Here is a 13547-nt window from a genome sequence, read left to right as displayed (position 1 = left end):
CACCCTGATGATCCCCTCTACGGCACCGGACGATAAACACAAGGGCACGTTAATTACGGAGCACTCCTCACTGTTTTCACGCCACCACGCCGGATATTTAATATCCGACCAGGTAACTGAGTATCTGAGTGGAGAACACACCAGCTTAGTGGCTAGTGGGAGGCTGAGTGCCTGGGGAGGCTGAGTGCCTAGCGGGATGTGGCCTGGTAGTTTGCCATAGGGGTTGCCTCCATCGGTGTCTGATAGATGGGTGCAACCCGTAGACCCTTCTTGGCCTGCTTCAGGGCTTTTTCGAGGTAGCTGGGGTCAACTTTCCACTGGCCTTTAACATTGACAGCTGGCACGGTGGGGACGGCTTGTTGTCGTAGGCTGAATGCGGCTAGGCCGGCGAGGCTGCCGTTGAACTTGTTGAGGTCTACGACGGCCGGTATTCCGGGGACGCTTCCGCGGGATGTGTACTGCCAAATGTTCCAGTTGGCCCATCCACCGGGGAGTGGTTCGGTGGGGTTCGCATGGTTGTTGTAGTCGGCTAGCCACAGTGGTGCGAAGCTGAAGATGGGGGTGTTTTGCATGGCTGTACGCCAGAAGTAGGGGTAGGTGTAGACGACGGTGTTGGTGGCGCAGTGCAGGTTGAGAGTGGTCAGGAACGCTGCTGTCCACCCCTGCAGTAGTAGGGGTGGTAGTCCGCCGGTTTCCTCTAGATCGAGCACGGGTGGGAGTTCCATGGGGCGTTTTTGGCAGTCGATGGTGTCTGCGTAGTGGAGTGCCTGGGTGATGGGGTTTTGGTTGGGGCGGGCGTAGTGGTAGCTGCCTACTATCATTCCTACGCTGTGGGATCCTGCGCGGTCTTGTTTGAAGTAGGGGTTGGTGTAGCCGGTGCCTTCGGTGGCTTTGATGATGGTGAAGGTGTAGCCGCTTAGGCGGACTCTTTGCCAGTTTATGGGCGTGCCGCCGGGGTGTTGGTGGCTGGCGACGTCTATGCCGCGGGGGGTGAGGTCGAGGGCGTTGGCGGGGTTGACGGTGGCGGCGCCGGCGGCGATGAGGGGAACTGTTACTGCTGCAACACTGACTTTGATGGCCCGTTGTGACATGCGTGTGCCGCCACGTTTACCTGCGTGTTTAGTGGCGTTATTGCTGGTGCAACACTGGAAACAAAACAGATGTTACTGGTGTTATGTATGTTTTTAGTGTAGAGGGTATGAATACTTTTTACTAGCCACCTGACCAGTGATTTCTCTCAGCAAAGAAATTCAGTAAAAAAATTGTGAGGAGTGGGACTGTTCATCTTCATTGAGGAGTACCTTACACTGAACTCATGCGTACACGAGTCACTTCTGTCCCCTTCACTACTGCCACTAAAGGTGTCACTACTAAAGCCGCCACTACTAAAGCGGCCACCGTCACTAAGGTAGCTGCCGCCACGGTGGGTGCTGTCGCCATGGTTATTGGTGCCAGCTTGGGTTCTTCCCCGGCGTCTGCTGCTATGGTGCAGGCTACGGTGCAGCCTGGCGTCTATTCCACCCATCGTGCGAGTAGTGCGGATGTTCCCAGTAAGACGGGTCTTAGGTTTGCTCCGGCGTCTTTGGCGAATCCGCGGGATGTGGCGTGGAATCAGCATGCTAATTGGACGGAGCATTACTTTACTACGCCCGACGGTACTACTATCCATGCTGATGTCTTGCGCCCCAAGGGTATTCCGGATAATGTACGCACTCCGGTCATCATGTCTGTGGGGCCTTATTTCAACCACTTGTCAGAGGTGGGCGTGGGCGATGCCGTCACCAACCCGGAACGTATCCGTACTCTTCTTGATCCCACTATCCCGAATCACCCCAATCCGCGGTTTCATGATTTCCTCAATGATGCCAAGGTGATGGAGGCCGGCTATACCTGGGTGCAGGTGGATTTGCGCGGTACGGGTGCTTCTACTGGGTGTTTGGACTGGAATGGTCCCGGGGAGCAGCAGGATGTTGTGACCGCCGTGGAATGGGCGGCGGTACAGCCGTGGTCGAATGGTCGTGTGGGGCTTTTCGGTAAATCCTACGATGGGGTGACGGGTCTTATTGCTGCAGGTAATCAGCCGCGGGGGTTGGCTGCTGTGGTGGCGCAGGAGCCAGCTATGGAGCCCTACACTTACCTGTATAACAATGAGGTCCCTTACTACAACGCTATTGGTACGAGCCTTTCTTATGATGAGATTGCTGCCTCCCCCGGCCGTGTCCTTCACGACACTCCCGAATATATGAAGAACAGTGTCTACGAGGTGGCCCACCCGCATTGCCTGTCCGACAATTTGCGTAATTCTTTAGACCCCATCCGTAGCCACAAATATTGGCGGGATCGGTCTTTCCTCACCAAGACGCATAATTCCCCCGTGCCCTTGTTTATTTCCGCTGGCCTTATTGAGGACAATACGGAGCCTGATGGTTTGGTGGAATTGTTGAAGGACCGTAAGGCTCCGACGCGTGGCTGGTTGGGTATGTGGAACCATGTGCGCGCTAATGAGAAGGATGCGAAGGGGAACATTAAAGTGGGTCGCCCCGGCTACTTTGCGGAGGTCATGGATTTCTATGCGCATTATCTGAAGGGTGCGGTTACCCGTTTCCGTCCGAATTTTATTGTGCAGGATAATACGGGCCGTTGGCGTGTTCAGTCGTCGTGGCCGCAGCCGAATCGCACTGTTACTTTTGCGGGACCCCGCGGCATTGTCCGCTACGGTACGGCGTTGGCGGCCCGCACGTATGGGAATGGTCAGGCTATTCCGCAGGCGGATGCACAGTCTCTTAACCGCGAGAAAGGTATATGGGCGTATATGGCGCCCCAGGCTCGGGATTTGCATCTTTCTGGCAATGTGAGGGTGCGTGCGACGGTGCGTTACAACGGCGTCACCGGCAAATATGGGCAGGCTGCAGATAAGAAAACTACTGCTCAGCGTATGCAGGCACTCTTGTGGGAGGACGCTAGCTTGAACGCCAACATTTATGATGTTGCCCCGAATGGGAAAACGCTTCTGATAACGCGCGGTGCTGTTGTGGTGCGGCAGGGTACCAGTACTGTGAATTTCCAGGCGTTGCCGAATGATTGGGTGCTGTGGCGTGGCCACCGGCTGGCTATCCGTCTTGTGTCGTCTAACCGTGAGAATTTCTTCGCGATGAAGGCACAGGAGCCCATTGAGGTGCTGTCGAGTTCCGTCACAATGGATATTGATGATGCGCGCCACCAGGATACGTATGGTGGTAAGCCACTCTACTGGCAGGAGTACATGAATGAGGCTGGCTGCTACCCAAGTGCTGACTATGTCTGCAAGTGGGAGGGTCCTAAAGATTCTGCGCCTACGCCGTAGCGAGTGAAGTGTCTGGTTAGCGAGTGAAGTGGAGATTAGCCATGGTTGATGTAGAGATTCGTGACAACATGATTCGCCTTGGCCAGTTTGTGAAATTGGCGGGGGCGGTAGAGTCCGGGGCAATGGCGAAAGAGGCTATTGCGGAAGGGCTTGTGTGTGTCAATGGGGAGGTGTGCTGCCAGCGTGGCCGGCAGTTGCATGAGGGGGATGTTGTCTCTGTTGACGGTGCTTTTTCTCCTTCTGGTGCCAGCGAGGACTACCGAGTAGTGTGCTGCTAACAGTATTGCTAAATATGACAATACGATGGCAATAAGTTTCTGTAGTTGTTGCTGGTAGACGCTATATAAAATAGCCATTAGTGATTTTTCAAAGGATAACGTGCATCTGTGTGACGCTCGCTACACAATGGAGGCGTAAGGCGCGAATCGGGCAATCCCCTGCCTCGTGCGAGCTCGTGCGGGCAGGTTCGGTATTGTGTAGATTCGCTGCTTTGCTAAGCCCCGTGGGTTAATAGCGGCAGTCGGTAAGGGAGTGCCGGTTGATCGCCACCATGGGTGATTGATAGTCCGGGATGAACTATCAAAACACAAGTGAAGGGCCGCCCGATTGACTGTTCTCGGGCGGCCCTTCCTTGCTTTTCAGTTTTTCAGGAGCCAATAGCGGCTAGCTAGAGGCTAGCTGGCAGCTAACATGCCACCAGCTGTAGCAGCAGCTAACACTACTTTTTAGTGGCGACGCTTCTTAAGGTAAGTCGTCAGTACGCTTGCTGCGGTGTAGAGAAGTGGCATCAGTGTGGGGGCTAGTGCGTCACTTTTCCGGGCGGCTTTCCGGGAGCACTTCTTCAGACGCTTCAGAGGGCAGGTGCGTTTCTTCGCGTGTGCTGAATGTGCTGAGTGTGCCGCATGTGCTGCGCCAGCTACACCCGCTGCCTCAACAATTTCCTTGCCAATGTTTTTGTCGGCTTTTTTGTCGGCTTTTTCGCTCACTTTTGTGCCGATCTTATCCGCTTTTTCCTCAGCAGACGTCAGTAGTTTTTCTGTTTTCTCCGCACCCTTGTGGGCAACATCGTGGACGGCAGAAAGTTTCTTTTCCGCCTTCTGCTGTAGACGCATGGCGGCCTCCCCGGCTTTCTCGGTGCCAAGTTTGGCGAGTTCTCCAGCGCCACCAGCATTGTCTTCAAGAACGCTGGCAATCTTCTGGGTGGCGTTGGCGGCGTTACCAACAACATCGGCAACAACACCAGAGGCAGCAGTCAGCCTGGACTGGGCGAAGTTGGCGCGGTGCTCAGCTTCCCTGGCGAGTTCCTGCGTCACCTTTTCTAGACGGGATTCCGCCTTGCCGGCCTTCTTCTCCGCTTTCTTCAGAGCCTTCTTGGCTTTCCTGTCCCCGGTTTTCGCGGCGGAGTCAATAAAGGCGGTGCGCTGTTCCACTTCAGCAGAGAGTTTTTCGGCAACTTTGCGGATCTTCTCTTCGCGCTTAGCGGCTTTCTTCGTTGCCTTCTTCTCTAGCTTTTCTTGCAGTTTAGCGGCCTTTTTAGCATTCTTCTTTTGAGCTTTGTCGATCTTTTTATCGAGTTTCTTCTGCAACTTGGCCTGCAACTTTTCCGCTTTTTTAGCGGCTTTCTTGGCGGCCTTGTCGGCATGCTTGGAGGCTTTCTCTTCCGGCTTATTCTTTCCGAACATAGTGTTTACCTTCTTCTTTCTCTTCTAGCAGGCAATATGAGAGCCATATAGTCCCGCATCCAAGAGATGAGATGCAGTTACCTGCAGTCTACTTTCACTACAAGAAGCCCGCAGGTAATCTAAGGCCGGAGAGGAAAGGACTGGCATGGACGGCAACCCCATTGCAGCAGACGATCTTTTCGGCTGTGATCACCGTTTCCTCCTCAACCGCCTGGGCTCCACCACCCCCCTCCTCCCGGACCCCATTACCCCCGTGGGGGTGGAGCATCGTCAGCAAGCCAGCAAAACCCGCATGGAGCACATCTACCTGCAGTTAGTAGATAGTTTCGGGGCTAGTCTTATGCCCAGTGACCAGTCCGCCGCCTGGCAGGCCACCCAGCAGGCCGTCACCAACCGCACCCCCATTGTTTGTGGCGCCTACCTGCCCAGCGACCCCGCCACAGACCGCGCCGGGGCGCACTGTATTCTCATGCTGGCGGCGGATGGGGAACACTACACGCCCATCATTACCGTCAACCACAAAACCTATGATGTGCGGGCTGCCGCCGCCCCACGCCCACCCCATATTCCGCTGGAAAACCTTTCCCGCCCCTCGCTTATCCCCCACGCGTCAAACCTGGACCGGTGGGATCCGCAGCCCCACCCGGAATTACGTCTCCGTCACCACACTCGCGACCAACTCCGCCTCACCCACTTGTGGCTGCTGATGCAGACGCACGGTATTCCCGCGACGGGCCAGGGTGGTGTTATTGACATGCATGGCCAGTACGCCATTGTGCACTGGTTGGAGGAGTCCCTCCCCAACTATCTTGCCCAGTTTGAGCAGCGGGAAGAACTCGTGGAGGAACTGGACGATACCCTCGTCGGGGGAACACATCACCCGCGCACTACCTGCGACACTCTCCGCCAGCTTCCCACGCATTCGCGCCGCCGCTCTGAATGCCACACGTGTGGCTGGTGGGATACTCTCTGCCACCGCGATCTTACGAGCAGGAATGATGTCAGCCTGGTCGTGTCCGCGGCGCAGGCGGAGGCTCTGGCGGAGGAGAACATTCACACTGTGGCCCAGCTGGCCGCCCTCGATGTGGTGGAGCCGGAGAATTGGCCAGGTGGTTCTTTTACAACGGCGGTGGCGGTAGCGCGCGCTAGCCTTGCCGGTTTCGGCATGGTGTATAAATCGGGGCGGGTGAAAGTACCGCGGGCGGACATCGAGATCGATGTCGATATGGAGAGTGTGCTCGACGATGGTGCCTACCTGTGGGGTGCACTACTTAGCTACACGTCCACAGAAGCCGAGCAGACTATGCGGGCGGCGGAGGGGGATGCTGCCGCCCCCGGCTACCACCCCTATGTAACGTGGAAGCGGCTCCCCAACCGGAGTACCGCGGAATGCTTTGTGCGGCTATGGCATTGGATTGCGCGCCTACGCCGTCGTGCAGCCGCAGAAGGCTTCTCCTGCAACGTGTACTGCTATGCGCAGGCGGGGGAACGACATTGGATGCTGGCCAATGTGCGCCAGCAGGCAGACTATTTGGGAATGCCGTCCGAAGATGAGGTGCGCGAGCTGCTGGATGGCCCCCACTGGGTAGACGTTTTCCGCCTAGTTGAACGCCAATTCGTGGGCGTGCACGGCCTGGGGTTAAAGAAAGTGGCACCAGTGGCGGGCTTCCACTGGCGTGACGAGGAACCCAGTGGGGAGGCCTCCATTGCCTGGCATTCGCAGGCGGTGCGGTCATCATCGCGGGCTGGGGGGAAGGGGAAGGCTCTTGTGCAGCAGACTCGTGCCCGTCTCCTGGCCTATAACGAGGACGATGCGCGGGCCACCCGGGCGGTGCGCTGCTGGTTAAGTGAGGGAACTTGGCTGGAGGACCTGCCGTCTTTGCAGGAACTTTCGTAAGTATGCGTCACCCCACCTGGGTGTCCGACGTGGAGTCGCTGTCCAGATGGGGTGACGGTGCTGTGTATGTTGTGTGTGTTGTGTGAATGTTAGCTGTTAGCAGTGGGTGTGCTTGCGAGCTTTAGAGAAACGACGCTGTACTTCTTCCCAATTGATAACGTTCCAGAAGGCGTTAACGTAGTCGCCCTTCACGTTCTTGTACTGCAGGTAGAAGGCGTGCTCCCACATGTCGAGGAGGAGCAGCGGGATCATGGTGAGGGCGTGATTGTCCTGGTGGCCATTAGTAATTTGGAGGATGACGAGCCGCTGGGAAAGCATGTCCCAGGCAAGGACGGCCCAGCCGGAGCCCTGAATACTGGTGGCGGTGGCGGCAAATTCTTTCTGGAACTGCTCGAAGGAGCCGAACTCGTCGTCAATGGCGGCGGCAAGTTCACCCTCGGGGTGGGCGTCCTGGGCGGGGGCCAGGTTCTTCCAGAAGAGGGAGTGGTTAATGTGTCCACCAAGGTTGAAGGCTAGATTCTTGGAGATGGTGGCCACTTTGTCTGCGGCGTCGCCGGACTTGCGGGCTTCTTCCAGTGCGGCCAGGGCGGCATTGGCGCCAGTGACGTATCCGGCGTGGTGCTTAGAGTGGTGGAGTTCCATGATCTCGCCGGAGATGAATGGCTCCAAGGCGCTGTAGTCGTAGTCGAGTTCGGGCAGAACGTACTTCTGTGCCATGGGAAAACCTCTCTGTTAGTGGCGTTTTCTGCAGTGTGCGCTCTCACGCATTTGCGGTGGCACACGCATGTGGTGTGTCTGTGAGTATCAACACAAATGCGGATACTTCTATTCCACCAGTTTTTCGCCCGCACGGCAGTAAATTCAAAAAACATCTACCGCCTGTGCGCTACGGGTGCGCTACAAACTGCGCGCTATAAACCCAGTGCTATGGGCTCGCTACAAACCCAGTGCGCGGTCAAACGTGGATTTTGTGGAACCATTGTGCGCGTCCACAGACTTTCCATCGGTGGTGTCCGCGTCCTCGTCAGCTACCTCAAATTCCCCGTGGTCAATGGCCATGCGGAAGAGTTCAAAATCCTCGTATGTTTGGTTGGCGTAGTCAATGGCCCATTCAGCAATAGCTTTGGCGAAGTCATTATTGCTACCAATGTATCCCGCTACCAGCGCCCCATTCGGGGATTGTGAGTGGGCGCGGGCCAGTAGGCGGGCGCACAGGGCACAGTAATTCTTCAATTCCTGCACGTCCAACTTCTCAATTTCGATGGAGCCCTTCATGTCTCGGAATTGGCGCCAGTAGTAGCCGCGGCCATCTTTGCCACGCGTCCACCCCAGCAGCGGATCCGAGTGGGCCTGCAGAATCTGCTGGCACGCCACCACCCGGTAGCCATTGCCGGCTTTAATATGCTTATCAAGATTATCGGGGAGGAGCCCGGAGGAGTCCCCAGCGGACAGTTCCGAAAAAGCATCCGGCAGTTTCCCATGGGTGGTGAGGACACTGGGGAGGGCTTCTTTCACTTGCAGCACAAGAGGTTCATCATTGGGGCCGGACAGTAGCAGTACCAGGGAGTGGGTGCCCACTGAACCCACGCCCACCACGCGCCGGGCAACATCCACAATATGGAATTGTTTAAGCAGAAGATTGGCGGCGGGGGGCAGGGTGCGAACATAAGTGTCGAAAGAAGCGATCATATTGTCTGCTTCTTCCTGGTCTGTGACGGGGACGAGAAGTGGTGGGTCGCTGAGGAAGTGGAGGCCGCGGCTGTCGGTGAAAGTAGCAATTTTGCGGACGGCTTGCAGGCTGGTGCGGTTGCGGGCCTTGTCGATGGTTCTATCGACAAGATCTTGGTCGCGGTCGCCGGCGTGTTGGCAGAGCCAGTCGGCGTCAATGTCGGCATAGTAGCGGTCGAGAATGGTTTCTTCGGCAAGGTTCGCCATGGCTGTGCGGTAGTTATCAACAAGGTTAATAACGATGTCGCGGGCGTCGTCATCGTCGGCGTGGACGTCGCCTTCGCGGGCGGCGAGGACGGCGGAAGCGGCTAGGCGTTTAATGTCCCATTCCCAGGGGCCAATGCCGGATTCGTCAAAATCGTTGAGGTCGAAGAGAACGCGGCGTTCGGGGCTGGCGAAAAGACCAAAGTTGGCCAGGTGGGCGTCACCACAGAGAACCATGTTGAGACCAATGGTGGGGCTGGCGGTAAGGTCGTAGGCCATAAGGTCGGCGCTGCCGCGGAAGAAGGCGAAGGCGCTGGCGCTCATGCGTTGCATGCGGACGGGGATCAGTTCCGGAATGCGGCCTTTATTGCGCTGGTGGATAAGGTCAAGGACGTCGCGGTGTTTGGGGAGTTCCAGTGTGGCGTGGTCCTCGCGGGCTACTTTTTTGCGGAGGCGTTTTCCTTCTGCCTTCGCCATGGTAAGGCGGTTAATGGTGGTATCGCTCATGGTGTAAATAGGCGCCCTGCCGCGAATGTCTCAGGCGCCCTGCTGAGAATGCTTGCCTCGATGTTTTAGAAAGGGGACGTAGGAGGGAGTGTGTCTAGGGGTTGAATTTTGAGCGAACGCCGCAGCATTCCTGCAGTATTCGGTAGGAACGGTGGCGGTCTCTCGCTACATTGGGACTGAAAGGCTAGTACTGAAAACTAGTAAGGAAGATTCTGTTCATGTCTGCTCGGTTGACCCATATTCGTACTGCTCTCGATGCTCTTGTCGCCGATATTGATAAGGCTGTTGCGCAACGCCAGGATGACATTGATGCTGTGCACAGTAGTTACCGCAGTGGGGCGGAGAATTTGGTGGCCTACTTGGCGCTGCGGTCGGCGGATCGTCGCACGTTGCAGCATGAATTAGCAACGTTGGGTGCGCCTTCTCTGCAATTCCCTGAACTGGATGTGAGGGCGAAGATTGCGGCTGCTCGTACGTTGGTTTCTGCACTTATTGGGGATGAGCCGCAGGCCGTCACCATGGATGAGATTGATGGTGTGGAAGAGAAACTGCAGGCGGCAGAGCAGCGTCTTATGGAGAATGCTGATGAGACGTTGGGGGTGGCGTCACAGGGACGCTCTACGCGCATTATGGTGACGCTTCCGCGGGAGGCGGCGCAGGATCCGCAGATTGTGGAGGATGTGTTTGGGGCTGGTGCGGAGATAGCCCGCATTAACTTGGTGTATGGGGATGTGAGTGAGTGGCAGCAGATGGCGGAGCATGTGGAGGATACAGCGCGCCGTCTGAATCGAATCATTCCTATTGCGGTGGATCTTCCCGGCCCGAAGATTTTTACTGGCCGGGTAGCGGATGGTCCGCGTGTAGGCGCGTCCCTCGTATCCCGCTATGACGATGGCGAAATGCGGTATCCGGCGCGCTTGTGGCTGGTGCCGGAGAATCAGCCGGAGGGGCTAACGGAGCCTCCGCATGTGGAGGGTATTGCGCCCTTGTGCATGATGGTGGATGCTACCTGGTTTGCATCGTTGGAGGTGGGGACGGAAGTTCGTACTGCCGATAATCGTGGTGTGAAGCGGACGTTTGTGGTGGTGGCGAAGCAGGACGAGGGGGCTTTGCTGCAGGGGGATCGTTCCACGTGGATCCGTAACCATGCCATGTTGGAGGCTAATTTTATGCGGACGCGCGTGCGCGGTATTCCACCGCTGCAGCGCGGAATCCACTTAGAGCGCGGCGATGAGCTGATCTTGACGGATGACCTTACCCCCGTGAATCCGCCGCGTGATGGGGAGGTGGCCCGGATTGGGTGTACGGAGCCCCGTATTTTTAGTGCTTTGCAGGTGGGGGATCCTGTGTTGTTTAACAATGGTGCTCTTTATTCCACGGTGCAGAATTTGGGTGATGGGGAGGCGCGTCTGCTGATTACTCAGGCGAAAGATGGTGGCCAAACTATCTACGAGAATTGTGGCATCAATGTGCCGGGTACGGCTCTTAATCTTCCGGCGGTGACGGCGGAGGATGAGAAGTTATTGGAGGCAACCGTATCTTTTGCGTCCCTGGTGGAGGTTAGTTTTGTGCGCACTGCGCAGGATATGCGGGATGCGGTGGCTATGGTGCGTCGGGTGGAGCAGCGTTCTGGCCGCAATGTGGGGATTGTGGTGAAGTTGGAGACGTTGGAGTCTATGCAGAATCTGCCGGATATTCTGTTGGAGCTTATGAAGCATGAGCGCGTGGGGGTTATGGTGGCGCGCGGGGATATGGCGGCGGAGCTGGGCATTATGCATATGGTGGAGGCGCCGCGTTATGTGGTGAATTTGTGCCAGGCTGCGCAGTTACCGGTTATTATTGGCTCTAATATTTTGGAGACGTTGACGGATGCAGGGCAGCCTACGCGTGCTGAGGTGACGGATGCGGCGTGGGCGCAGCAGGCGGAGTGCGTCATGTTGAACCATGGGAAGCATATGGTGGAGACGGTGGAGGCTGTGGGTGCGCTGTTATCTGCGATGGATGGTGTGCAGCGAAAAAATCAGTCTCTTTTGCCATCGCTGCATGAGTGGAAGCGTTAGACTTTGTAGTGTTCCACTAATGTTGCCATTCTTTTTTTGTTAATCGTTGTCTAGCAACGGTTAACGGTGTTTTTCACCGCGTTGTAAGGCATAGTTATCTTTTCTTTCGGAAACGATTCAGTTATTGTTCAGTAAGTAACCCAATCACGGCTTTGTTGCCATCCCCCCGTAGGCTAGGCGCTATGCAAGAAGAGAACCCCAACTCCAGCGAATATCTAGAGATTATTCGCATGGTAGATGCGTTTCGGTATTCTTCCGAATACTCACTGAGGGGTGCCGTCGATAACCTAGCCGAAATTATTGTTCTGCTTACCGCCGGAGAAAGCGGCATCATTCCGGGCGAGCGCCTGTTAACAAGCCACACCATGTGGGCAAAAATGCTTTTCACGCTCAGCAGAATTGACTACCTCTACCAGATGATGCGCCTTAGCTTCCTGGACGCCTACGACATTAAACCCCTCGCAGATGACGTCACCATTCACGATGGTGTACCCCTCCCCTCATGGGACGATGCCTGCAGGCAGACCAGGGAAGTTTTCGGCAATGTCGATTTTCTCCACGACAAAGTCTCTACCGGGGTACAAAAGATTTTGGGCTTTCACCAGCTTATTAGCGATACGGACGAGATTAATACCATCATTACGCAATTCGGCATGAACATCACCACCATGACCGTCTCATACTGGCGCGACCTGGACTACAGCGCCACCGGTATTTCGTCCCTATGCAGCTATCTAAACGGATTATCCTTCGGGGTAGCCTGCACCGATGACGTTGACTTCAGCCTTACCCGACCCGAATTCTCCGACTCTGGACTACACGATGCGCGTGATGTTGAAATCATGCTCACCGACCCTATTAACCCATTCGTCCACTACCGGAAGAATTCCTAGAGGCCCTTTTTGCCGCTTTCGACGAAACTTTCTTCGCCCCAATAAACTCGCCTAACGCCTCAGTAACCGCATCATACGTATCGGGGTTACGCCACGGCAGCAATACATCGTTATGCCGCGCATCTTTCAGCGTTAGATAGGTGACACGGTTACCCCGCCGAGTAGCTGTCCGCCCATACCGCCTTACCTGGCCATGCGGAATAACGTAATCGCATGTCCCCTGCGCCAACAACATGTCCTTATTGGAGGGGAGATGACGAATAGGGTTAGCCGCCGCATAATTGCCGGGAACATCCCGCGGGGAACCCCCCAAAAATGTGCGAATATTGGAAAACTTAGAGTGGTTAGCGGAATCCACCACATCCAGTACCCCGTTAATGTTGCTTCAGATATTTCATCCGCATCGGGGTGGCCGCCAGTACTCAGCGTTGTGAAAAGATGGCGCAGGCTATCCCCGCTGCTAGCGTGGCCGCCGCTAATACCATTGCTGGACTGTGACGGTAGAGCCCTATCGCCACGCAAATTCACCAACTGTAAAGACTTATGGGCAAGCCGAGAAAGCGGCGCATCTATAAGAAGACCACGCGCATCCAACTTGCTGGGAGACTGCCCCAACGCCAAGGCGGCTAACTGGCCACCAGCGGAATGCCCAACCAAGTACACGCGATCTAAATCCAGCATGGGTGCGGCGGAGAGTTTAAGAACAATAAGGTGGTCAATAGCGTCACACACGTCCGCATAGGTGGTGGGCCAACCGCCACCCGAATCCAGTGCGCGATACTCAATATTCCAGCAGGCCACACCGTGGTCACACAAGTATTCGGCAATGTATTTCATGGAGGCGGGGCCACCAGTTTCCCACGCCCCACCATGAATAAGAACAGCAACCGGCATGGACGAATGAGTGAGATGGGGAAGCTCCAGCCACCCATAACGATGCTTATTAGAAATAGGGTTAGCGGAATAGAAGTACTTGCGACGCCGCGGGGGAATAGCCTCCGCGCGAGGAGCATCATCAATGGCAGCAGGAACCAACGCTAAAGCGGCCAAAGCGGCACCCCCCATAAGAACATGCCGGCGTGTAACCTTGGACTGCTCGTTCACTGAAACTACTCCTCCTCGCACAGCCTTCACCGCTATACAAAATCCTACCCATAGTTATTATGGGAACGAAGCAGCGAATCGTTACAACACTAGAATGTCGCCTACTAGATAAATGATTCTTACGTGCCA

At 55.9% G+C, this 13547-nt stretch carries 10 protein-coding genes; 5 read left to right on the top strand and 5 right to left on the bottom strand.

Annotated features, from left to right (window positions below; genetic code table 11):
• Positions 1-188: 188 nt before the first annotated feature.
• Complete coding sequence (locus DI579_RS07070; protein WP_303679002.1) at positions 189-1091, bottom strand: glycoside hydrolase family 25 protein; 903 nt, start codon at positions 1089-1091, stop codon at positions 189-191.
• A gap of 224 nt (positions 1092-1315) precedes the next feature.
• Between DI579_RS07070 and DI579_RS07065 the strand changes: the two genes are divergently transcribed.
• Positions 1316-3343: a CocE/NonD family hydrolase gene (locus DI579_RS07065; protein ID WP_290598635.1), complete on the top strand. Its 2028-nt coding sequence runs from the start codon at positions 1316-1318 to the stop codon at positions 3341-3343.
• Between the two features lie 41 nt (positions 3344-3384).
• Positions 3385-3621 carry an RNA-binding S4 domain-containing protein gene (locus DI579_RS07060; protein WP_290598633.1) on the top strand — a complete coding sequence of 79 codons (237 nt, stop codon included), beginning with the start codon at positions 3385-3387 and terminating at the stop codon, positions 3619-3621.
• Between the two features lie 447 nt (positions 3622-4068).
• Here DI579_RS07060 and DI579_RS07055 read toward each other — a convergent pair whose 3' ends face one another.
• Positions 4069-5025 (bottom strand): hypothetical protein, encoded by a 957-nt coding sequence (locus DI579_RS07055; RefSeq protein ID WP_290598631.1) that lies wholly within the window; start codon positions 5023-5025, stop codon positions 4069-4071.
• Positions 5026-5170: 145 nt separating this feature from the next.
• Here DI579_RS07055 and DI579_RS07050 point away from each other — a divergent pair, with 145 nt between their 5' ends.
• Positions 5171-6922, top strand: coding sequence for a TM0106 family RecB-like putative nuclease (locus DI579_RS07050; protein ID WP_290598630.1), 1752 nt, complete (start codon positions 5171-5173; stop codon positions 6920-6922).
• Between the two features lie 96 nt (positions 6923-7018).
• Here the strand turns inward: DI579_RS07050 and DI579_RS07045 are convergent, their stop codons facing one another.
• Complete coding sequence (locus DI579_RS07045; protein ID WP_290598629.1) at positions 7019-7639, bottom strand: superoxide dismutase; 621 nt, start codon at positions 7637-7639, stop codon at positions 7019-7021.
• Positions 7640-7858: 219 nt separating this feature from the next.
• A complete protein-coding gene (locus DI579_RS07040; RefSeq protein ID WP_290598624.1) occupies positions 7859-9361 on the bottom strand; it encodes a DUF2252 domain-containing protein in 1503 nt (500 codons plus the stop codon).
• Positions 9362-9579: 218 nt separating this feature from the next.
• On the opposite strand from DI579_RS07040, the gene DI579_RS07035 reads away from it, so the two are divergent.
• Together DI579_RS07035 and DI579_RS07030 are read left to right on the top strand one after the other, a co-directional pair.
• Complete coding sequence (locus DI579_RS07035) at positions 9580-11421, top strand: pyruvate kinase (protein ID WP_303679001.1); 1842 nt, start codon at positions 9580-9582, stop codon at positions 11419-11421.
• Between the two features lie 182 nt (positions 11422-11603).
• Entirely contained in the window at positions 11604-12314 is a 711-nt protein-coding gene (locus DI579_RS07030; protein ID WP_290598621.1) for a hypothetical protein, read from the top strand.
• A 183-nt stretch (positions 12315-12497) separates the two neighbouring features.
• Here the strand turns inward: DI579_RS07030 and DI579_RS07025 are convergent, their stop codons facing one another.
• Entirely contained in the window at positions 12498-13418 is a 921-nt protein-coding gene (locus DI579_RS07025) for an alpha/beta hydrolase (protein WP_303679000.1), read from the bottom strand.
• Positions 13419-13547 lie beyond the last annotated feature (129 nt).

This window comes from Lawsonella clevelandensis, assembly GCF_003241315.1.
Lineage (GTDB): Bacteria > Actinomycetota > Actinomycetes > Mycobacteriales > Mycobacteriaceae > Lawsonella > Lawsonella clevelandensis_A.
This window is presented reverse-complemented; position numbering and strand designations above follow the sequence as displayed.